This is a genomic window from Salinarchaeum chitinilyticum (genome assembly GCF_055390775.1).
The window spans coordinates 68,082-89,763 of sequence record NZ_AP043888.1 but is presented as its reverse complement, the minus strand read 5'-3'; the positions used below and the strand labels follow the sequence as shown (position 1 = coordinate 89,763).

The window sequence follows — 21,682 nt, the reverse complement described above, 5'->3', positions numbered from 1 at the left end:
CACAAATGACGCTAATGGTCGATATCCGGAAGTTGAGCTTCATCAACGAGATGGCAAAAGTAGGGACGAACGGCGTCGCCGAGAACATGTCCACCCTCACCGGGGAGGACGCCCAGATGGAGGTGACGACCACGAACTTCGTCGAGATCGAGGACATCAAAGCCCAGCTCGACGCCGGCAAGCGCGTGGGCGTCCGAACGCGGCTGATGGAACCCCCACACGGCCACGTCCTCATTCTCTTCCCCGAGTCGAGCGCGAAGAAGATCACCGCGCTCATGCTCTCGGACATGGTCGACGACATGTCCTCCGTCTCCGGCGAGATGGCCCGCTCCGCGGTCGAGGAGCTCGGCAACATGATGGCGTCGGGCTTCATCGACGGCTGGGCTGACGTGCTGGGCACGACGATCGACGTCGCCACGCCACAGCTCGTCTACGCACCAGCTGGCGAGATCGTTGAACGGACCGCCGGCCTCGGCGGCGACGACCTCGCGCTGTTCTTCGACTCGAGTCTCAACGTCCCCAGCTACGAGATCGAGGCGGAGATCTACGCCTTCCCCGACCTCGAGGAGTTCGTGGAAATGGTCAACAATCTCGAAACCGCCACAGCATGAGGCTCGACACGACGGCGCTGGGGACCTTCCACGAGATGGCCCGCGAGGGCGCCGGGATCGCGGCCGGCCGGCTGACAGGGATCGCCGAAGTCGAGACCCGCGTCGGCATCACGAAGCTGAACTTCGTCCGCGGGAACGAGATCCGGAAGGAACTGGCTGCCGGCGGTGAGAAGGTCGGGGTTCGCGTCGAACTCTCCGGCGCGATCGAGGGCCACTCGATGGTCGTCTTCGACGCCGACAGCGCCCGTCGCGTACTGGAGACGCTGCTCGGCGAGCAGTTCGACGACACCGCACCGGCGGTCGGTTCCGGCGGCGAAACGGCCGTCGACGCGACCGGGACCGACGCGGGTGAAACCGCCGCACCCGCCGAGTTCGACGAGCTGAGCCAGTCCGCGATGTCGGAAGTCGGCCAGATCATCAACAGCGGATTCGTCGACGGCTGGGCCGACGTCCTCGAGACGGCGATCGACATGACGACACCCACGTTCGTCCAGGGAGCCGAGCCCGACCCGTTCCTCGAGGGGCTCGAGACCTCGCCCGGCGAAGAGGACATGGCGATCATGTTCCGCAGCCAGATCGAGGCAGTCGGCGAGGCGATCGGGTTCACCCACTACCTGTTCCCCGATCACGACGACTTCGCCGACCTCCTCGACCGGCTCCGAGAGACGGAGGGCATCGAGTACGACAAGCTGGTCGGCTTTGACCGGATGGCCCAGCGCGGGGCCGAGGAGGTCGCGGACAACATCTCGACGATGACGGGCTTCGACACGGAGATCGAACTCCGTCGGCTGAACTTCGTCCCGATGTCGGCGATCCCACAGGAGCTCGGGAACCGACAGCTGATCGCCGTCGCCTTCGAGTTCGAGGGCACGCCGAGTGGCTACCTCGTCTTCTGCTTCGAGGAGAGCTCCGCGGAGACCGTCGTCGAGGGAATGCTCCCGAGTGCGCCGGACGACGCCTTCGGCGAGATGGGCCAGAGCGCGATCAAGGAGCTCTCGAACATCATGGCGAGTGGCTTCCTCGACGGCTGGGCGAACGTGCTCGACACCAACATCGACCACACGCCACCGGAGTACTCCCACGACCTCGGCGCGGCGGTCATGGACCCGATCGTCCTTCAGTTCGGTGACTCCCAGGAGTTCGCGTTCGTCTTCGACACGCACGTCCGCGCGGCCGACCGCGAGTTCGACGTCGAGATCTACGCGATTCCCGACGAAGACGATCTCGAACGCGCACTCTCACAGCTCGACGTCGATCGCATCGACGACGAACCGATCGAAGCCGAGTTCCCGATCGACGAGGCCTGACCAATGAAAACGTATGGAAGTGAACCCGGTGCACCGACCCCGCAGCAGGTCCAGGTCGGCATCTCCGAGTTCGTCGTCACCGACGCCGATACGACGCTCAAGTCATACGGGCTGGGCTCGTGTCTGGCCGTCGCGCTCTACGACGGCGAGGCCGAGGTCGGCGGGCTCGCACACGTCATGCTTCCCAGTGGCGACGAAGCCGGGTCCGAGCCGACGAACCCCGGGAAGTTTGCCGACACGGCGATCCGGGCGTTGCTCCGGCGCATGGTGGAGGAGGGTGCGACCTACACCGACGTGGAAGCCAAGATCGCCGGCGGAAGCGACATGTTCGAGTTCGAGAGCTTCGGCGAAGGCGTCGGCATCCGGAACGTCGAGGCCGCCAAAGCCGAACTCGAGAAGCTCGGCGTCCCGCTCGTCGCCGAAGACGTCGGCGGGAAGAAGGGTCGCACGGTCGAGTTCGATCCGACCACTGGCGTGCTTCGTATCACCGTTGCCGACGGCGAGGTCGACGGCGATGCGGAGCACGACGGAGTGACTGAACTGTGAGCGAGGTCGACACCGACGCCGGCTTCGAGGAGCTCGCGGCGTTCGTCGAAGACGAGATGGCGTTCGCGACGAGTCACTACAACGACAGCTACCTCAAACGTCGGTTCACGTCCCGGATTCGCCGGAAAGACGTGGATACCTTCGACGAGTACCACGACCTCCTCGTCGGGAACCCCGAGGAACAGCAGGCACTCCTCGACGCGCTCTCGATCAACGTCACCGGCTTCTTCCGCAACCCCGACGTCTGGGAGGGGACCCGCGAGCGGCTCCGCGAACTTATGGAGGACCGGACGATCGTCCGCGCGTGGAGTGCAGCGTGTGCCGACGGCCGCGAACCGTACTCGCTGTCGATGCTCGCCCACGACGACGCGCGGTGTGAAGCCGAGCGGCTCCGGATCCGCGCGACGGACATCAACGAGGCCTCCCTCGAACACGCCCGCAACGGCATCTACGAGAACACCCGCACGATCGACGTCGACGAACAGCTCCAGTTTCTCTCGAACTACCTCAGCTACGTGGAGCGCTCCGGCGACCGGTTCCGGATGCGCCAGAACGTCCGCGCACCGATTCGCTTCGAGAAACACGACCTCATCAACGACGAGTCGAAGTCGGAGTTCGACCTCGTGATGTGCCGGAACCTCTTCATCTACATCGACAACGAGTACAAGCAGCCAGTGCTCTCGACGATCGCGGAGTCGATGCGTTCGGGCAGCTACCTCGTCATCGGCAAGGCCGAGACGATTCCGCCGGCGCTCCAGTCGGCGTTCGAGGTCGTCGACAGCACGCTCCGGATCTACGAGCGCGCCTGAGCGTCGCTGCCCCCAGCGGAGCCGCCTGGACGCCGGCAGGCACGCTTCGTCGAAGCCCATACGGTGGAGCGCCGCGTTCGGTCGCCCGTGGAGCTGCACTTACTCGGCTGGGCGAGCGACTCGCCACGAGTCACGCTGGACCACGAGCGGTTCGCCTACGCGGGGAACTTCGCGACCGGCCGGACGGGGATCGCGGTCGCAGTGGATGACGAGGTCGAGGTCGTAGTTCCGGCGGACGAGGACTGGTCGCCGTCGAGCGACGACGTGCTCGCAGCGGCGTCCTTCGACGAGGACCGTGCCGCCGAGAACGCGCTCCGGATCCGGTACGTCTCCGTCCGCGAGGATCGTCGCGGCGAGGGGCTCGGACCCGCTCTGCTCGCGTACGTCACCGACCGAGCCATCGAACGGGGGTTCGACCGGGTCAGGATCGGCGTGAACAATCCGATCGCGTACCAGGCCTGCTACCGTGCGGGGTTCGCGTTCACCGGCGAGGAAAGCGGGATGGGAGAGCTCGTACTCGAAGCGCCGGCGAAGGAAGGACGATCCACGGATCGATACCGCGAGGGACTCGACCGATTCGCGGATCGGGAGTTGCCACCGGAGCAGCGAGCGGTTCTGGAACGACACAGCGGCGGAACGCCGCCACCAACAGTCGAGGCGTCGCCGCAGTCCTGAAACGGCGGGTACGTCGTGCTCGGCCCTTCTTTTCCCCGCTCCACCACCGCGACGGCCATCAGCGTTAACCTTACTTCCTGAATGTGATAGGGATGGTCGAACGCGTGATCAGTTCATATGGGAACGGAATCTTCGAACGAGTCTGACCGCGGACCTGCACCGCGGGCAACCGCCGGCCGTCGATCGCCGACGACGACCGGTTCCAACGGCGATTCCCCCAGTTCGTCGGCGACCACCTGGCCGCGGTGGTATCTCGGTGCCTGGGTCGCTGCCCTGGCGGGGCTGGTCCTCGCAGTCACCTGGGTGCAGACGTCGTTCGGTGGCGAGCGCGCGACCCAACTGTTCACGGACGGGATCGTCGCTCTCGGCGCGGTGCTGGCCGCATTCGCGCTGACGAGGCTCGCCAGGCGCGCCGACGCTGCAGAGTACCGCGGCTGGCGATTACTGGCGGCGGGACTGTGGTTGACTGCCATCGCCGAGATCGTCTGGTTCGGCTTCAACCTCCTCACTGGATCGGTGCCATATCCCGGCGTCCCCGACGTGTTTTATCTCGCTGCCTATCCCTGCATCGTGGCTGGCCTGGGTATGCTGGCTGTCGATCCCAGGGACGCACGCCCGTGGATTCGATTCACGCTCGATGGTATCGTGATCGCGGGCGGGCTGCTGCTGGTGACCTGGCATTTCGTTCTCGGTCCGCTGCTCGCCTCGAGTACGCTGGGATCGCTCGAGACGTGGTTCAATTTGGGCTACCCGATTCTCGACGTCGGCGTCGCATCGATCGCGCTGGTGCTGGCGATCAACGCCCGCGGCCCGAAGCGGCAGTCGCTCCTCCTGATCGCCGTGGGGATGTTCGCCTGGGTAGTCGGCGACATCGGGTTCGCTTCGGCCGACTTCGCCGGTGGCTACGTGTACGACGTCACCGGGCTCTTCTGGTTGCTCGGCGACCTCTCGATCGCGCTCGGAGCGCTCCACCCCGACGCCGGCACGCAGCGCACTCCCAGCCAGTCCCGTCGGTACGAGTACCACGAACTCGTCTACCCATTCGTCCCGCTCGTGGTGGCGGCCGCCGTGGCCGGCGTCCTCGGCTACCGTGGAACGCTCGACGTTGGTGACGCCGTCCTCTTCGGAGTCGTGATCGTCGCATTCGCCGTGCGGCAGGCGTACGTGTTCCGCGACGTGGTCCGCCTCCAGCGGGATCTCGAGGCGAGCGAGCGGCGTCTCGCGGACGTGAACGAGGAGCTCCTGTTGATCAATCGGATCGTCCGACACGACATCCGGAACGACATGGCCGTCGCGAACGGCTGGGCCGGCGAACTCCAGCCCCACGTCGACGAGGAGCGCCAGCCCATGCTCGAGAGCATTCAGTACAGTACGCAGCACGCGATCGATCTCACCGAGACGCTCCGGGACTTCGTGGACGCCCTGGAACCGGGCGAGGAGGCGAAGATCGGTCCGACGGAGCTCCGGCCGATCCTGCGAACTACCCTCGAGACTGCGCGCGAGACGCATCCGAGCGCGACGTTCGTGGCCGAGGATATTCCCGCCGTCACCGTCGAGGCGAATCCGTTGCTGGGCACCGTCTTCCACAATCTCCTCAACAATGCCGTCCTGCACCACGACCGCGACGAGCCGACCGTAACTGTCACGACCGTCGTTTCGGACGAGACCGTGCGGGTCCGTATCGTCGACGACGGGCCGGGAATCCCAGACGACAGCAAGGATGTCGTCTTCGGGCGAGGGTACAAGGGCCTCGACAGTCCCGGGAGCGGCATCGGGCTCTATCTCGTCGACACGCTCGTCGAGCAGTACGGCGGAACGGTTACGATCGAAGATAACGATCCCCGTGGAGCGGTGTTCGACCTCGAACTCCGTCGGGCCGACTGAGGGGACGCCAACCGGGAACACCCGGGATTCAAGCGCCCCTACGACCTACGACGACCCAATGGGGAACGCCGCACTGCGGGATCTCGCTGCGATCGAGTCGGTCCAGATCGACACGCTTGCCGGCGACGTGGTCGCTATCGACGCCCACAACTGGCTCTACCGGTATCTGACGACGGTCGTTCGGTTCACGCGCGACGACGCCTACACCACGCCCAACGGCGAGGAGGTCGCGAACCTGATCGGCATCTGCCAGGGAGTCCCGCGATTCCTCGAGAACGACGTGACGCCGGTGTTCGTCTTCGACGGCGCCGTCACGGATCTCAAAGACGACGAGGTCGAGGAGCGCCGGGAGGCGAGAGAGAAACGCGAGGAGCAACTCGAGGCGGCCAGGGAGGAGGGGGATGCCACGGAGATCGCGCGACTCGAATCCCAGACCCAGCGGCTCACCGAGACGATCCAGTCGACCTCTCGCGAGCTCCTGAAACGCCTCGATCTACCCGTGATCGAAGCGCCCGCCGAGGGAGAGGCCCAGTGTGCGCACATGGCGAACGTCGGCGACGTCGACGCCGCAGGCACGGAGGACTACGACGCACTCCTGTTCGGCTCGCCGGTCACGTACCGAGATCTGACGAGCAGCGGCGACGTCGAACGCATGGAACTGCAGGCCACGCTCGACCAGCACGAGATCACCTACGAGCAGCTCGTCGACGCTGGAATCCTCTGTGGCACGGACTTCAACGACGGCGTCCACGGCATCGGGCCGAAGACGGCGATCTCGGCGATCAAAGAGCACGGCGACCTCTACGGCGTGCTCGAGGACCGCGGGGAAGAGCTCCCACACGCCGACCGCATCCGGAGTTTGTTCTTCGATCCGCCAGTGACCGACGACTACGACCTCGACCTGACGGTGGCGCCCGACGTCGACGCCGCGCGGGAGTTCGTCGTCGACGGCTGGGGCGTCGCACCCGACGAAGTCGATCGCGGCTTCGAGCGGATTCAAGAGGCGACACAGCAGACCGGCCTCGATCGCTGGAGTTAGAGGACGCCCACGATGCGTTTCTGCCCGTTCGTCGAGCCGTTCGAGCGGCGGCCTCGCCAGGAGATCCGGTGCGTTTTACTCGCGGCCCGTGAACGCCTACCCATGACAGACGAGTACCGCACGGAGCGGGACAGTCTCGGCGAGATGCAGGTTCCGGCCGACGCCTACTGGGGCGCACAGACTCAGCGGGCAGTCGAGAACTTCCCGATCTCGGATCGGACCTTCGGCCGTCGGTTCGTCCGGGCGCTGGGCGTCGTCAAGAAGTCCGCCGCGCAGGCGAACCTCGATCTCGGCCTGATCCCGGAGGAGAAGGGCGAAGCGATCGTCGCCGCAGCGAACGAGGTCATCGTCGGTGACCACGACGACCAGTTCCCCGTCGACGTGTTCCAGACTGGCTCGGGGACCTCCTCGAACATGAACGCCAACGAGGTCATCGCGAACCGTGCGACGGAGATCGTCGGCGGCGAGATCGGCTCCCGTGAGGTCCACCCCAACGATCACGTCAACTTCGGCCAGTCCAGCAACGACGTGATCCCGACGGCGATGCACGTCGCTGCGCTCGAGGCCGTCGAGAAGGATCTGGTCCCCGCGCTCGTGATGCTCCAGGAGGAGCTGGCAGCGAAGGAAGACGAATTCGACGGCGTCGTCAAGACCGGCCGCACACATCTCCAGGACGCTACTCCGGTCCGCCTCGGCCAGGAGTTCGGCGGCTACCGCACACAGGTCGAACGCGGTCTCGAGCGCCTCGACACGGCCGGCGACCACCTCGAAGAGCTCGCCCTGGGCGGGACCGCGGTCGGAACGGGGCTCAACACGCACGAGGAGTTTGCCGAGCGCGCCGCCGAGTACATCTCCGAGGAGACGGGCCTGCCCTTCCACGAGGCGGAGAACCACTTCGAGGCACAGGCCGCCCACGACGCGATGGGTGCCGCTCATGGCGCGCTTCGTACGGTCGCCGGCTCGCTGAACAAGATGGCAAACGACCTCCGGCTCCTCGCCTCCGGCCCACGTAACGGGCTCGGCGAGATCGAACAGCCAGAGAACCAGCCCGGCTCGTCGATCATGCCGGGGAAGATCAACCCCGTCGTCGCCGAGTCGGTCAACCAGGTCCACAAGCAGGTCGTCGGCAACGACGCCGCGGTCTCCGCCGGGTCGGCCCGGGGAGAGCTCGACCTCAACCTCTACAAGCCGGTGCTCGCGAGCAACTTCCTCGAATCCACGGAGCTGCTGGCCAACGCCAGCGGCGCCTTCGCCGAGAAGTTCGTTGCGAAACTCGAGGCCAACGAGGCTCACTGCGAGGCCCAGGTCGAGCAGTCCATGGCGCTCGCGACGGCGCTGAACCCTCACATCGGCTACGACAAGGCGAGCAAGGCCGCGAAGCAGGCACTCGCGGAGGACAAGACGGTCCGGGAGGTCGTCGTCGGGGAAGGCTACCTCACCGAAGAAGAGGCCGACGAAGTCCTCGATCCCGAGTCGATGACCCGACCGGGGATCCTCGGCGAGGACTGATCGCAACTGGTCGTCGACGGTTCTGCTGTCCCGACGGTCTCACTCGAGCCGCTCTTTCCAGCCGACGTGCTCGTCGATCCGGTCGAACGCAGCAGTGCTTCGCTCGTCCCCAGCTCGTTGCACGACCTCGGCGAGCATCGAGAGCCGCTGGAGGAGGTCCCGATCGTCGTATCCCTCGATGCCCAGCCGTGAGGCGGGCACGGTGGCCTCGATGACGGCGGCTCGCCCGCGGTTCGTTGTGGGGACCGTCCGTTCACGAACGCTCGATTCGACTGGTTCGAGTGACCACTCGACGACCTCCGTGTCGTGGTCTCGGGTCGACCCAGTATCCGTCGACGACACGCGAGTCCAGGCGTCCGCGGACGAGAGGACCGGCCGGTCGGTCTCGAAGACGCCGAGTGCGGCCTCGACGAAATCCAGCGGATCCCTGGTGAACTGGACGATCGCCTCCCGTCCCGCTGCGAGGTTCCGCCGCGTTCGAGTCCGACCGTAGGTGTGTGCAGCGACGGCAACGCTCGACCCCTGCTCCACGGCGTCCTCGTCCGTCCCCGCTGGAGCGATACCAAGCGCTGCCTGGTTCCACCTGCCGTTCGGCCCCTTCGTCGCGACGATCGTCTCCGTTACGCCGGCGATGCTCGCTGGCCAGCCGTCGATTCGGTCGCCGTCGGGATCGACGCCGGCGCTCGGCTGGTGGGTCACGACGACACCTCCTCGCGAACGAGCGCGACGAACAGGCCGCCCGCGAGTAGATCCGCCGTAGTTCCGGGGTTGATCCCGCGGTCGATAAGCTCCTCGGCGAAGGTCCGAACGGCGTCAGCGTCGTCGGGAGCGATCGCAGCGGCCCGTTCTCGCACGTCCTCGGCCGTCGCAACGTCGTGTTTCGTCGCGACGAGTGTGTCCGGTTCCCGGGCGAGGAGTTCGAGGTGGACCCTCGAGGCCCGCTGCCCGATCGGTTCGTTGCCTTCCGCGAGGCGGTCGGCTGCGTCGAACGTCCGCTCGAACTCGCCGACCCACTCCGCTGCGATGCCGTCGCGATCCGCGGCGGACGCCATCACATCGGCGAGCGTAACGCCCCGGTCGCGAACCGCCGGCACGGCGTCGGCACCGCGCCGAACGTCGAGTGGCTCCATGTCCGCGGGAGGATCGTCCACGCGGACGTCCACGTACTCGAAGCACCGGTAGAAGGCAGCGGCGTCATCGACGGTCGTGGCCGCCACGACGTCGGTCGCAGTCGCAGGCGTCAGTGCGTCGTCGCTCGCCGCCGCGCGGACCAACGGGGCGAGCAACAACAGCGAGCCGAATTGCGTGTTCGTTCCGGCAGCCCTGGCCATGCCGCCGACTGCAGTCTCAAGCCCTTCGCCCAGTGGACTCCCGAGAGCGAGCTCGTCGAGCCCGGCTCGTGCACCAGAGGCACCAGCGAGAAACTGGTCGAAGTGGAGATCGGGGAGATCACGCTCCCGATCGACGTTGCCCGGCGTCGGCGTGGCTGCGACCTCGAGGAGGAGGGCGCGCTCGGCCAGGGCCGCCGACGTGTCCATACACGGCCGCAAGCCCCGGCAGACAATAAGGTCGGTGTCACCGGCGGACGTCACCGGTCGGCGCTCGCACGACGATATCTGCCGTTCATGGCGTGAGGCGTTCGGATTCGAACCACGCGTCGGTCGCACGGCGGACCCGTTCGAGAACGGCGGGCTCCGTGCTCGGCCGGCCGACGCTCACGGCGTCCGCGCCGTACTCGAGATACTCCCGAACGCTGGCGTCGTCCCGGACCTCGTTGTTCGCGATCACGAAGGCGTCCGTCGCTTCGACGACCTCCCTCACGACTGGTTCGGAGTCCATCGCGTCGACGTGGACGACGTCGGCGCCGGCCTCGACCGCTCGGCGAGCGACGCAGGGGAGGTCGACGCCCTCGACCTCGGCACGGACTTTCACCGACACCGTCGCCCTGGTGCTCGCAGCCGCATCGACGTAGGCCGCGAGCCGAGCCGGATCCTCCAGCAGCGTCTCGCCCGTCCCGGCAGCGCACAGCTCCGGCTGGCGGCAGTGTGCGTTCACCTCGAGCATCGCGTCGTGGCCAGCACAGACGGCCGCGGCGGTGGCTACCGGCTCCGGCGACGCGGCGCGGACGTTCACCGCGGGAAGCAACGGCTCGCCGTCGAGAGCGTCGAGCTGTTCGTCGATCCACTCGAACGGATCGGTGGGGAGGAACTCCTCGCGATCGCGTTCGACGAGCGCTCCTGCTGCGTCGCGGGTCGGCTCGTCGAGTGCGATGCCACCGAGGAACGCCGCGTCGACGTGGGGAAGCGCACGCCTGGCCCACTCGGCGTCGGAGTTGCCGCTCAGGCTCGCTGCTGCGACGCGGGGAACCGACGATCGGGCGTTCACAGCGCCGAAGCCTCGGTCGCTCGTCATCGCCGGTGATCAGACCTCGTCAAGGGCGCGATCGACGGCCTGGACGACGCGGGCAGCGTCCTCGCGGCCGTCGATCTCGATGTCGGTTCGGACGACCGGGCGATCGAAGCTCGCGTCGTCGTCCTCGTCGACGACGAACGCGTCCGCGAACGGGTAGGCAGTCGCCATCCCGGCCGTCGAGGGTTCGGCGCCGACGGCCTCCATCAGCTCGGCGACCGGTCCGGAGAAGGCTTCGTCCCCGCGGAACGGCGAGACGGCGACGACGGTGGATTCGGCGAGCGCGTCGCCGACCCCATCGAGTGCGAGCATCGGGCCGATGCTGGTGACCGGGTTCGACGGACCGATCACGACGTCGTCTTCGAGCGCGTCAAGGACGCCTGGAGCGGGATCCGCCGTCGAAGAGCCGCGGAACTCGACGTTCTGGACGTCCGGTTCGCCGTCGCGGGCGACCCAGTACTCCTGAAAGTGCATGACCTCCTCTGGCGTGTGGACGAGGCTCGCGACGGGATCGTCACTCATCGGGAGGAGGTCGAGCGTGACGCCGAAGGCCTCGCAGAGCCGTTCGGTGACCTCCGAGAGCGTGTGGCCCTCGTCGATGAGACTGGTCCGCGTGACGTGGACAGAGCGGTCCCGATCGCCGATTTCCATGAACTCGACGGCGCCGGAGAAGCGCCGCCAGTCCGCGATCGACCGGCCCGCGGTCTGCGCGTCGTCCTCGAGATAGCGAGGACCGGGTTCGAGCCCCATCGCTTTCCCGATGTCGTGGAGTCCGTCGTGAGTGCGGGTCGTATCACCGCCGATCCCCCACCAGCGGTCGCGGTTCAGGACGCCCCCACCCTGGTAGAGCAGCGTGTCGAGATCCGGACAGACCAGCAGCCCACCCAGCTCGATGTCGTCCCCCGTGTTCGCGATCACGGTCGTCTCCTCGGGGTCGTAAGCGACGGCAGCTCCGTCCAACAGCTTCGGCGTTCCGGTCCCGCCGGAGAGGAACGTTACCATGTCCTGATCCATCGAAGTACAGCCCTATAACGATGTTCACCGTTGCAAACACGTCGGGCAGTGGATCGAGGGAGCAGCCGGGAGCGGTGCGGATCAGCCCTCGAGCCAGTCGACGAACGACCCCTCCAGCAGCGTGTCGCGCTGTCGTTCGAAGTAAGCGTGCTGGGCGGACTCGATGGCATCCGTGAGACCGGCGCCGTCGTCGGCTGCCTCACGAGCGCGATCCCGCTTCCAGGACGCGGGCGTCACCCGCCGATCGACGCGCTCGCGAAGCGGCCGTAGATACGCCTCAACCTGCGATTCGGAGAGATCCTTCGCACGGAGTCCCTCCGCCGCCTGCCCCAGCAGATCGTCGTAGATGCCGTCGACGCGACGCGTTTCGTGTCCGTCCTCGGTGATCCAGCAGAGATCGGCGTCCAGCCCATCGCGCATCGCCGCGTAGAAGTTGTCGTAGGCCGTCTCCCACCCCAGCCGATCGGCAGGGTGATCGGAGCGCGGGAGCTGGACCATCAGGCCAGCGAACGCCGCGAGGACGGCGATCGAGTCGTGGACCGTCGGCTGGCCAGCGATCGGTCGGAACTCGATCCGGGCGTTCGCGGCGGACTTCGACGGGCCGTCGAACACCGGGCGGACCCAGCGCCAGAAACTGCCGTGTTTGTGTCGGAAGTGCGCGAACTCGTCGTCGTACCGGCCTTTCTTCTCGACGTCGACGGGAACGAGCAGCTCGTCGTCGGCGACGCGATCGACGGCCTGTTCGGCAGTCTCGATCTCACGTGGGAACCGGACCTTTCCAGCGGTGTCGGACGGCGCGTTGAGCACCGTCTCGAAGACGGCGATGCGATGGGCGTCCCAGCCGTCCTCGATCGCGTCGTCGACCGTGGTGCCCTCGGCGTAGCAATCCGGTGGGAAGAACGGACTGTTCGCACACAGTGCCAGTAGCGGCGCCGCGACCCGGAGCGCGTACGCGAAGTAGTTCGGAAGGTCCCTCGCCTGCGGAACCTGGTAGTGGGGCTGGATCGACGTGATGAGACTCTCCGGCATCACCGTGTCCGCGTCGAGGGAGACGTGGGGCGCGTCGAGCACCAGACCCACGTTCGCGGCCTCACTGTTGGCCATCGCGTGGTACCGGACGGCGTCGCTCATATTCGTCGCGATGCTCACGTTCTCTTCGGTCGCGGCGGCGGTGAGGTACTCGCGTGCACTTTCGCCGTGGGGCGGGATCGTCCAGATACCGTCGCTGACGAGGCGCATTCCCTCGGTCTGCGTGACGTCGAGCGCAGCGGCGAGCCGGCTCTGGACCTCCGCCTCCTGTGAGCCGAGTCCGTACTCGTTGAGCGGCTGCGGACTCGTGCTCATCTCCGCGTTGTGGAGGCCGAGCTCCTTCTCGAAGCCGATCATCGAGAGCAGCCGGCGTGGCACGCGCATGAGGTGGCCGGCGTCGCTCGCCGGCGTGCGTCCCGCCGCGACGTCGGGTTCTGCGACCGCGTAGAACTCGTATTCGAGCCCGATGCTCCCCTGTGGATTGTCGAAGACGCCGTCGCCGATAGCCTCCTTCAGCTGGGCGCGCTCGTCCTCGACGGCTTCGATGAACGCCTCGTGGTCGACGTCCCGGAGCGAGGCGACGTCGTCCACGAGATCCACGTCTGCCATGCCCGGCTGTGCAACGTCGACGGCCTTGAAGGTGGGGAAGTGGCCGAACGTCCGAGAGCGTCTCACAGACCGATCGGTGCCGCAGGGCTGCCCGGGTCCGGAAGGAGCGTCGGACACCGACCCGAGGCGCTTAACAGCGATCACCCGAAACCCCTCACCGATGCAGTTCGAGGCGTTCGCCGAGCGCGCCCGCGAGATCGAGGCGACCGACGCCGATCTCGACGTCATTGCGCTGACGGCGGAGCTGTTCGAGGCCGCGGAGGACGACCTCCCGATCGTGGCCAGATTCGTCCAGGGCCGAGTGTTCCCGGCCTGGCAGTCCCGAACGCACGACGTCGGTCCCAGTCGCTGCTACGCGGCGCTCGCCCGGGCCGCGACGCCCGGCGTTACCGCCGAGACGATCGAGGACAGGCTCGCGGAACTGGGCGACGTCGGCGAGGTCGCCGCGCAGCTAGAGCTCGGCGGGCAGACTGGACTCGACGCGTTCGCCGCTACGGAGAGCGACGGAGACGACGCACCGGACGCCGAGAGCGGCCGAACCGTGATCGAGGTGTTCGAGACGTTCGAGGCGATCGCCGACGCGGCTGGGAGCGGCAGCGAGGAGACGAAGGAGAACCTGCTCTTTTCGCTGTTCAGCGACAGCTCCCAGGAGGAAGCCCGCTATCTCGCGCGGATCGTCCTCGGAGAGATGCGGATCGGCGTCGGACAGGGCACCGTCCGGGACGCGATCGCGGAGGCGTTCGAGGCCCCTGTCGAGGCCGTCGCTCGCGCGCTCCAGGTCACGAACGACTACGGGCTCGTCGCCGAGCGTGCTCGCGAGCGCGGTGACGACGGGCTCGCGGAACTCGGACTCGAAGTCGGTCGTCCCGTCCAGGCGATGCTCGCCCAGGCCGGCACGGTCACGGAGGCGCTGGAGGACTGGGACGACGCACTCGTCGAGACGAAACTCGACGGCGCACGGGTCCAGGTCCACGTCGAAGCGCCCGCGGAAGCCGAAGGGAACGACACCGACACGTCGCCGGCGGATCGCGTCAGCCTCTTCTCGCGAAACATGGAGGACGTGACCGATCCGCTGCCGGAGATCGTCGAGTTCGTCGCCGAGCACTGCGAGGCACCGGCGATCCTCGACGGCGAGGTCGTCGCGATCGACGAGGACGGCGATCCGTTGCCGTTCCAAGAAGTGCTCCGACGGTTCCGGCGGAAACACGACGTCGCAGCTGCCCGCGAGAACGTCGCCACGGAGCTCCACGTCTTCGACTGTCTGCACGCGCCACGGAGCGTCCACGAGGACCTGGAGTACGAGACGGTGCCATTGGCGCCGAGCGAGGTAACAGAGGAGGAATCGGTCGCCAGCGATGAGAAGGCACCCCAGAATCGTGAGGACGGCCAGGCCGGTCTGGGCGACTGGTCCGAGGAATCCGCGGAGGCCGAGCGATCGAAGGCGAGCGATCACGCCGAAGAGACGAGCGGTCCGGGCATCGACCTTCTCGACGCACCGATCGCGGTCCGTCGGGAGTACCTCGAGGCGACCGTCGAGTCGGGCGTCGTCGAGGCCACCGTCACCGACGACGCAGCGGAGATCGAGTCGCTGGAGCGCAGCTCGCTGGAGGCCGGCCACGAGGGGATCATGCTCAAAAACCCCGAGTCGGCGTACACCCCCGGCCGCCGCGGGAAGGACTGGCGCAAACGCAAGCCCGACGTCGAGACCCTGGATCTCGTCGTCACAGGGGCGGAGTGGGGTGAGGGGCGCCGGGCGTCGCTGCTCGGAACGTTCGAACTCTCCGCTCGGACCGACGACGGGTTCGCGAGAGTCGGGAACGTCGCAACCGGGATCACCGACGAGGAGCTCGCTGACCTCCACGAACTGATCGAACCCCACGTCCGCTCTGAAGAGGGTCAGTCCGTCGACGTCGAGCCCGCGATCGTCTTCGAGGTCGGCTACGAGGAGATCCAGCGGTCGCCGACCTACGATTCGGGCTACGCGCTCCGATTCCCCCGGTTCGTCACGGTACGGGACGATCTGGACGCCGGCGGGGCGGACGCGCTGGAGCGAGTCGAACGGCTCGCTGACGCACAGTAACCATTGCCTCGGCTGTCGAAACGGGGGCTTCCTATGCAGGCTGCTCGATGCCCAGCTCGTCGAGCAGCGTTTGTGCGGCTGCCGCGGAGGAGCTCGGTCCGCGGCCGGTGATCAGGTCCCCATCCACCGTAACGGACGTGTCCTGGTCGAGTTCGGCGTCCCAGTTCCCGCCGGCGGCCTTCACCTCGTCTTCCACCCAGTAGGGGAGCTTCCGTCCATCGGGCATCAGGTCCTGGTCGTCGACGATCCCCTCCTCCCAGGCGTTCGGGAATCCAGTGACCGACCGACCGTCGACGAGGAACCCGCCGTCGGCGTCGCGCGTGAACGCGAGGAGTCCGGCGGCGTGACAGACGACGAGCGCTTTACCCTCGTCGCCGGCGACGGCTTCGCGGAGCAGCGCTCTCGCGTGCTTGTCCTGGTTGACGTCCCACGCTGTGCCGTGCCCGCCCGGGAACACGACCGCGTCGAACTCGTCGGCGGAGACCTCCGTGAGCTGGACGGGGTTCTGCAGTCGCTCGTCGGAATGAGCGACCTCGGTGACGTGCTCGGCCTGTTCCTCCCCGACGTTCTCGGGGTCGACGGAGCGTTCGTCCGGCTCCGGCACTGCGCCCGTCGGCGTCGCGATCGTGACCTCGATGCCGGCCTCGGAGAGCCGCTCGAGGGGTTCGATGCACTCCTCTGCCCAGTAGCCGTGCTCGCTGACGACGAACAGTGCGGATGTCATCGTGTACGGTAGGGCCCGGATCGGAAAAACGCTGATGCTACCCCACAGAGCGGTGGGACGATCGATCCCCAATCTGTCCGGAGCGGACGTCCGGGAACCAGACCGATCGGCAAGAGCGTGGACGTTCCGTCCCGAACGCAGGACATTTCCCCCACGGGATCGGACCGCGAGGTATGCGAATCCAGGATCGGTACCACGTCGAAGGTGGTGCCGAGCGGATCACCCTCGTGCCCGACAGCCTCGACGACCTCTGGCACCTCCAGTACGTCGTCGAGCCGGGCGATCGCGTCGCCGGCGACACGACGCGCAGGATCACGCGGGACGACGAGGAGCTCAGGGACACCGGCGGCGAACGCGAGCATCTCTGGGTCGAGATCGCCGTCGACTCCGTCGAGTTCCACAAGTTCGCGAACCGCCTGCGGATCGGCGGCGAGATCGCCGATTGCTCCCGGGAGGACCAGCTCGGGCTCCACCACACGCTCAACGTCGAGGTGCACGACGAGATCGAGATCGAGAAACACTTCGCCCCTGACCAGATCGAGCGCATCGAGGAGGCAGAGGCCGCCACGGACGAGCCCGACGTCGCGATCGCGACCGTCGAGGAGGGCGAGGCAGCAGTCTACACCGTCGAGGCCTACGGCACCGAGGAACGCGCGACGATCACCTCGACGACGGGGAAAGGGGAGTTCGCGCGGGATCGCGACGAACTGTTCGAGGAACTCGCGACGGTCCTCGGACGGATGGACGCCGACGCGATCGTCCTCGCCGGCCCGGGATTCACGAAGCAGGACGCGCTGAAGTACGTCGAGAACGACGATCCCGAACTGGCGGAACGGATCCGGACTGTAGACACGAGCTCCGGTGGCGACCGGGGCGTCCACGAAGTGCTCAAGCGCGGCGCAGTCGATGAGCTCCGCGAGGAGACTCGAATCGCGGAGGAGGCCGAGCTGATCGACGAGCTGACCGCGAGGATCGGGAGCGACGAGCCGGTCGCCTACGGTCCTGACGCGGTCGCGGAGGCGACGGAGTTCGGCGCTGTGGAGACGTTGCTCGTCCTCGACGACCGGTTGCGCGTCGAGCGCGCGGGCGAGGGCGAGTGGTCGATCGACGCGGACCACGTCGTGGAACGCGTCGAGCAACAGGGCGGGGACGTCGTCGTATTCTCCGGGGAGTTCGACCCCGGTCAGCAGCTCGCGAACCTCGGCGGAATCGCAGCACTGCTCCGGTATCGGATCGACTGAAACGCAGTCGTGTCCGTGGACGCCTGTGGCTGCGATCCCGACGTTACCGTTCGTCGATCGTCACCGAGAGCCCGTCCTCGGCCATTCGCGCGTCGACGTCGTACGCGGCGGTGAGCGAGTCGAGCATCTCCTCCTCGTGGCCGTCGGTGTGGGGGTAGCGATGCGTGAGATAGAGGCGCCCGATCTCGGCGTCGGCCGCCGCGAACGCGTTGCCGAGCTGTGACGGCGTCGGGTGGTTCGAGACGTCGATGCCGTCGGGGAACGAGCAGTCGTGCGCGACGACTGCGGTCCCATCGAGGAACGTCGCCAGCTCCTCGAACGCTTCCGAATCCCCGCTAAAGGCGAACCGATCGTCGAACCGATAGGCCAGACAGGGCATCGAGTGCTGCGTCCACGTCGCTTCGAGGTCGAAGCCGGCGACGGACGCAGACCCCGGCTCGATATCGCGGACGGTCAGCTCGGCTCCGTCCCGTAGCTGATCGTGGACGTCCAGGAGGTCGTCGACCAGGGACTCGGTTCCCTCGGGACCGACCACGGTGAGCTGTTCCTCGCCAGCGAGATAGCGTGCGTTCACCAGAGACGGGAGATCCGAAATGTGATCCAGGTGATGGTGTGTCAGTAGCACCGTATCGATCGCCTCGTAGCCGGGTCCGTGGGTCTGGAGACGGTGGAGAACCCCGCTGCCGCAGTCGACCAGGAGCCGGTTTCCAGCGTCCTCGACGAGGATGCCGGTCTGATAGCGCTCGCCGGTGGGCATCGCGCTGCCGGTTCCGAGAAACGTGACGCGCATACCCAGGCGGAGGTGGCGGAGTGGTTTAGGTCCGGCGACGGTCGGTCGACTCGCTGGAGGTCGGAGCTGTAGCGGAATCGCGTCGCGTCGGAGCCTCAGTCGTCCGCGGTGGACGATTGGGCCGACTCGACGACGGGGACGGTAACCTGGATTCGGCAAGTGGGGTCGTTCTCGACGCGGAGACGTCCGCCAGCCGCCCGGACGGCCCAGCGGGCGATCCAGGGCGAGATGCCGGTGGCGTGTCGGAGCTTCGTCTCGTCGAGCCCTTCCAGGGCAGCCCGCTCCTGTTCGGACAGGGGCCCGTTCGCGTTGACCGAAATCGTCACGCGATCGTCGGTGACGGATGGATCGACGCGGATGGTGGTCACGTCGCTGTGGTCGGCCAGCGTCCTGCAGACCTCCTCGACGGCGATCCCGGTGCGGCGATCGATCGAGACCGTGGGAACAGGCCCGTCGACGTGGAACTCGCCAGAGAAGGCGTCTGCGACGGAGCGCCTGACGTGCGTCGTCGCGTCCCGGAGCTTCGTCGGCGTGGCCGAGTCGGTGACACACTGCATCCGACCGGCGGACGTGGCGACGTTCCGGAGGTCCGACGCCGCCTCGACCATCGTCGCTGCCTGTTCCCGGGACTTCGCGTCGTCGGACGATTCCGCGATGGTCTCTGCGTAGCCGAGCAGGACGGTCAGGTCGTTCCGGAGGTCGTGTCGAAGGATCCGTCGCAACACGGCGAGTTGCTGGTTTCGAACCCGCTGTGTCGTGACGTCTCGAAACTGGAGGTAGGCGTCGACGTCGGCGCCCGGCGCGGGAATCCCGCGGACGGAGAACTGTCGTAACCCATCGGTCGTCTCTTTCGTCGCGACGGTCTCCGTGCTCGTCCCACCGATGGCGGTCCGTGCCACTTCGCGTTCGGCCTGGGACAGGGACGACCGTCGATCGAAGGACCCCCGCTCGCTCTGGCCGGCCGATCGGCCGTCGAACTGCTCGAGGAAGGCACGGTTGACGACTTCGACCCGCGGCGTCTCGGCGTTGCGAACTACCGCCAGTGGCTGCGGGGCGTGTTCGAACAGCGCAGCAAAGCTGTCGATCGACGGACCACGGGCGGACGCTCGCTGATCCTCGCTGCTCGCGTCACTCATCGGTTCTCCCTCCGTCCGCGACGGACCCCGCGAGCGTCGACTCTGGAAATCGATCGCCCGTCGATCGCTCGCGTCTCCATTCGCGTACGAAAAGCGTGACGAAGCCCGGGCTGGGTGGGACCCGGGGGCCGTCACCTGCATCGGGAACGTCAACTGTGGTTGGATCCGGCATCGTGGGGGGAGAGGGGTGGGCGCGGCCGATTCGCCGGCCCGGTCAACGGTTCGTGGTGGAGGGTAATAAGATTACCGTTGGCAATTGTCTTTGGAGTAGCCGCCGGTTACTCGAGAGGTCCCCGATACGGGAGTCTCGGCGGAGACGGGCCCGCGGCGCGAGCACCGGAGAGTAGCCACCGATGATGGTGGCTGTGGCGAAGGGGAGGATATTTACTCGCCCGACCCCTACGTCGTTGCAATTGTGCGATTGAGGCAACCAACTGACTTCCTGGTCCTGGAGGCGTTACACTCCTACGGCAGGAACGTCGCTCCGAACGTGGCAGAGATCACAGGCAAGAGCCGAAAGAACGTCAACAACCGACTCCCCGTACTCGACGACTACGGACTCGTTCGCAAGATCGGGCCCGCCGAGCGATCCGGTCTCTACGAGATCACCGAGCGTGGGCGAGTGACGCTCCAGCTTCGAGACCAGTACGACGCCGCGGAGGACTTCGACGCACTCGTCGATCGGCGGCTGGACTCACAGAGCGCGAGCGGGGCAAGCGCCGAGGCCACCGTGCGCGGTGGCGAGTCCGAAGACCCCCAGGACGAAGACTGACCGTTCCCGGGCGCCAACACCCAATTTCTCCCTTCTCTTGCGTACCAGCCCCCAGCAGTGACGTCTCGACGGCGAGCTACAACTGCGACTGATTGTCCGAAGCGTCGACTGCCTACCGTAGCGGTGGCGTCACCAGCAATCGAGACACAGCCTATGAGACAGGCAGCGGGCGGACGAACCAGAAACGAAGCGCCCGCTCACTCCTCGTCGAGACTCGAAAACAGCTCCGAAGCGGTGAGGTCCGCTGCGTCCTGGGGGACGTCGTCGCGCTCCTCGCTCGTCGGGGATCCCTCCTCGACGCCCTCGACGAGATCGGCGACGCTGGCCTCCCGTCCTGCGTCGGCGTTCTCGCCGGTCTCGGGCTCCGTGTCGGCAATGTCACGTTTGAGTTCGTCGAACAGATCGTCCATCGGATCGTCGGCGTCCGTCGCGGTTGTCGCACCGCCGTCGATCGCCAGCGTGCCGCCGCCGGAGCCGCCGGCCGGTTCGGGATCCGGATCCTCCGGGTCGAGCGACACGTCGGAGAGATCGCCGAACACGGACTGGACCTGATCGTCGCTTGCCTCGACGTCGTCGCCCGTAGCTGCCGCGGTCGTCCCGGAGCCGGCGTCGTCGCCCTCGACGGACTCGAGGATCGACTCCGGCGATTCCTCGGCGTCGAAGCCGAGCTCGGCGTCCGACGGTTCGAGGTCGTCGAGTGACTCGGTTGCGGGGACGTCCAGCGAGAGCTCCGCATCGCTCGCTGGCTCCTCGGCGTCCGTCGCGTCGTACCAGCCGGGGACCGGCGGGTGCTCGTTGGCGAACGCTGATGGCTGGTCAGCAGCGAGGAGCGGTGCGCCGAAGATCCGGAGCCGCTCCCCGTACCGGTTTTCGAGCGCCGAGAGCTGGTCGATGCTCATCATCGCGAACCGCCAGCGGCCGCGCGGCGCGACGAGTCGAACGATCCGGAGACCGGCCGGAGCGAGGAGCTGCTCCTCGACGTGATGCAGGAGCGCCGGGTAGTTGTCCGATCCCAGCTCGCTATCGGGGTAGTCGAAGCGCGTCCAGAACTCCGTCCCCTCCGCGTCCGTCAGCCGGACGACGAACTTCCCCTCCGCGAGGGTGTCGGCCAGCTTCGAGGGATGGATCTCGACCGAACAGCCATACGGTGCGAGCAGTTCGTCGAGGTGGACCTCTGGGGCGTGGTTCCAGTACTCGGCGGGTGCGTCGATACCGCGCGCAGAGTCGGCGATCGCGTCACCGAGCGCGTCGTTGAGTTCCGCGTCCTCCGTGCCCGGCAACACGTCGGCGAGATACGCATCCAGTGGACCGTCCGGTCGCTCGCGGTCCCCGTGGGCGTCGACGATTGCGGACTCCGTCAGTCCGATCCCGCGGAGAACGGCGACGTACTCCTCGATGCGTTCCGTTGACGACCGCTCGGGCATGTGCTCTACTACGTGAGCAGGTGTGCCGCACGAATATAACTTTTGACCACCCAGAGAATATTGGGGGACCCACT

The 21,682-nt window shown here is 67.0% G+C and carries 20 protein-coding genes; 11 read left to right on the top strand and 9 right to left on the bottom strand.

Translation table 11 applies throughout. The features are described 5' to 3' along the window. Positions 1 to 5: 5 nt before the first annotated feature. From ACZ5KP_RS00450 to ACZ5KP_RS00415, 8 genes are all read left to right on the top strand, one after another. Positions 6 to 611, top strand: a complete 606-nt coding sequence (locus ACZ5KP_RS00450; protein WP_248515739.1) for a chemotaxis protein CheC — start codon at positions 6 to 8, stop codon at positions 609 to 611. Beyond that, a complete protein-coding gene (locus tag ACZ5KP_RS00445) occupies positions 608 to 1,918 on the top strand; it encodes a chemotaxis protein CheC (protein ID WP_460918874.1) in 1,311 nt (436 codons plus the stop codon). Before ACZ5KP_RS00450 ends, ACZ5KP_RS00445 begins: the two co-directional genes overlap by 4 nt. 3 nt (positions 1,919 to 1,921) lie before the next feature. Beyond that, positions 1,922 to 2,464 (top strand): chemotaxis protein CheD, encoded by a 543-nt coding sequence (locus tag ACZ5KP_RS00440; RefSeq protein WP_460918873.1) that lies wholly within the window; start codon positions 1,922 to 1,924, stop codon positions 2,462 to 2,464. Then, on the top strand, positions 2,461 to 3,273 hold the full coding sequence (locus ACZ5KP_RS00435) for a CheR family methyltransferase (protein WP_460918872.1): 813 nt from the start codon (positions 2,461 to 2,463) through the stop codon (positions 3,271 to 3,273). Before ACZ5KP_RS00440 ends, ACZ5KP_RS00435 begins: the two co-directional genes overlap by 4 nt. A gap of 87 nt (positions 3,274 to 3,360) precedes the next feature. Continuing rightward, on the top strand, positions 3,361 to 3,948 hold the full coding sequence (locus tag ACZ5KP_RS00430; RefSeq protein ID WP_460918871.1) for a GNAT family N-acetyltransferase: 588 nt from the start codon (positions 3,361 to 3,363) through the stop codon (positions 3,946 to 3,948). Between the two features lie 117 nt (positions 3,949 to 4,065). Beyond that, entirely contained in the window at positions 4,066 to 5,832 is a 1,767-nt protein-coding gene (locus ACZ5KP_RS00425; protein ID WP_460918870.1) for a sensor histidine kinase, read from the top strand. Between the two features lie 58 nt (positions 5,833 to 5,890). Beyond that, the gene (gene fen / locus ACZ5KP_RS00420) at positions 5,891 to 6,871 is read left to right on the top strand and encodes a flap endonuclease-1 (protein WP_460918869.1); all 981 of its coding nucleotides are present in this window, start codon (positions 5,891 to 5,893) and stop codon (positions 6,869 to 6,871) included. A 102-nt stretch (positions 6,872 to 6,973) separates the two neighbouring features. Then, positions 6,974 to 8,380, top strand: coding sequence for a class II fumarate hydratase (locus ACZ5KP_RS00415; protein WP_460918868.1), 1,407 nt, complete (start codon positions 6,974 to 6,976; stop codon positions 8,378 to 8,380). A 39-nt stretch (positions 8,381 to 8,419) separates the two neighbouring features. Here ACZ5KP_RS00415 and ACZ5KP_RS00410 read toward each other — a convergent pair whose 3' ends face one another. The 5 genes from ACZ5KP_RS00410 to ACZ5KP_RS00390 all read right to left on the bottom strand — a co-directional run bounded on the left by ACZ5KP_RS00410 (position 8,420) and on the right by ACZ5KP_RS00390 (position 13,441). Beyond that, positions 8,420 to 9,079 carry a DUF447 domain-containing protein gene (locus tag ACZ5KP_RS00410; protein ID WP_460918867.1) on the bottom strand — a complete coding sequence of 220 codons (660 nt, stop codon included), beginning with the start codon at positions 9,077 to 9,079 and terminating at the stop codon, positions 8,420 to 8,422. After that, positions 9,076 to 9,918 (bottom strand): triphosphoribosyl-dephospho-CoA synthase, encoded by an 843-nt coding sequence (locus ACZ5KP_RS00405; protein ID WP_460918866.1) that lies wholly within the window; start codon positions 9,916 to 9,918, stop codon positions 9,076 to 9,078. The genes ACZ5KP_RS00410 and ACZ5KP_RS00405 overlap by 4 nt, the downstream gene beginning before the upstream one ends. 85 nt (positions 9,919 to 10,003) lie before the next feature. After that, positions 10,004 to 10,792, bottom strand: a complete 789-nt coding sequence (locus tag ACZ5KP_RS00400) for a tRNA-dihydrouridine synthase (RefSeq protein WP_460918865.1) — start codon at positions 10,790 to 10,792, stop codon at positions 10,004 to 10,006. Between the two features lie 9 nt (positions 10,793 to 10,801). After that, positions 10,802 to 11,791, bottom strand: coding sequence for a 2-phospho-L-lactate transferase (cofD, locus tag ACZ5KP_RS00395; RefSeq protein ID WP_460921072.1), 990 nt, complete (start codon positions 11,789 to 11,791; stop codon positions 10,802 to 10,804). Between the two features lie 93 nt (positions 11,792 to 11,884). Next, positions 11,885 to 13,441, bottom strand: coding sequence for a glutamate-cysteine ligase family protein (locus ACZ5KP_RS00390; RefSeq protein WP_460918864.1), 1,557 nt, complete (start codon positions 13,439 to 13,441; stop codon positions 11,885 to 11,887). A gap of 160 nt (positions 13,442 to 13,601) precedes the next feature. On the opposite strand from ACZ5KP_RS00390, the gene ACZ5KP_RS00385 reads away from it, so the two are divergent. Further along, positions 13,602 to 15,521, top strand: a complete 1,920-nt coding sequence (locus ACZ5KP_RS00385; protein ID WP_460918863.1) for an ATP-dependent DNA ligase — start codon at positions 13,602 to 13,604, stop codon at positions 15,519 to 15,521. A 31-nt stretch (positions 15,522 to 15,552) separates the two neighbouring features. Here the strand turns inward: ACZ5KP_RS00385 and ACZ5KP_RS00380 are convergent, their stop codons facing one another. Continuing rightward, the gene (locus ACZ5KP_RS00380) at positions 15,553 to 16,245 is read right to left on the bottom strand and encodes a type 1 glutamine amidotransferase domain-containing protein (protein ID WP_460918862.1); all 693 of its coding nucleotides are present in this window, start codon (positions 16,243 to 16,245) and stop codon (positions 15,553 to 15,555) included. Positions 16,246 to 16,418: 173 nt separating this feature from the next. On the opposite strand from ACZ5KP_RS00380, the gene ACZ5KP_RS00375 reads away from it, so the two are divergent. Continuing rightward, on the top strand, positions 16,419 to 17,486 hold the full coding sequence (locus ACZ5KP_RS00375) for an mRNA surveillance protein pelota (RefSeq protein WP_460918861.1): 1,068 nt from the start codon (positions 16,419 to 16,421) through the stop codon (positions 17,484 to 17,486). Positions 17,487 to 17,529: 43 nt separating this feature from the next. On the opposite strand, the gene ACZ5KP_RS00370 is transcribed toward ACZ5KP_RS00375, so the two are convergent. Both ACZ5KP_RS00370 and ACZ5KP_RS00365 read right to left on the bottom strand, forming a co-directional pair. Beyond that, a complete protein-coding gene (locus tag ACZ5KP_RS00370; RefSeq protein ID WP_460918860.1) occupies positions 17,530 to 18,276 on the bottom strand; it encodes an MBL fold metallo-hydrolase in 747 nt (248 codons plus the stop codon). A 95-nt stretch (positions 18,277 to 18,371) separates the two neighbouring features. After that, positions 18,372 to 19,412, bottom strand: a complete 1,041-nt coding sequence (locus tag ACZ5KP_RS00365) for a hypothetical protein (RefSeq protein WP_460918859.1) — start codon at positions 19,410 to 19,412, stop codon at positions 18,372 to 18,374. A 415-nt stretch (positions 19,413 to 19,827) separates the two neighbouring features. Here ACZ5KP_RS00365 and ACZ5KP_RS00360 point away from each other — a divergent pair, with 415 nt between their 5' ends. Continuing rightward, a complete protein-coding gene (locus tag ACZ5KP_RS00360; RefSeq protein WP_460918858.1) occupies positions 19,828 to 20,184 on the top strand; it encodes an ArsR family transcriptional regulator in 357 nt (118 codons plus the stop codon). A 197-nt stretch (positions 20,185 to 20,381) separates the two neighbouring features. Here ACZ5KP_RS00360 and ACZ5KP_RS00355 read toward each other — a convergent pair whose 3' ends face one another. Beyond that, positions 20,382 to 21,608: a hypothetical protein gene (locus tag ACZ5KP_RS00355; protein WP_460918857.1), complete on the bottom strand. Its 1,227-nt coding sequence runs from the start codon at positions 21,606 to 21,608 to the stop codon at positions 20,382 to 20,384. Between the last annotated feature and the right edge of the window lie 74 nt (positions 21,609 to 21,682).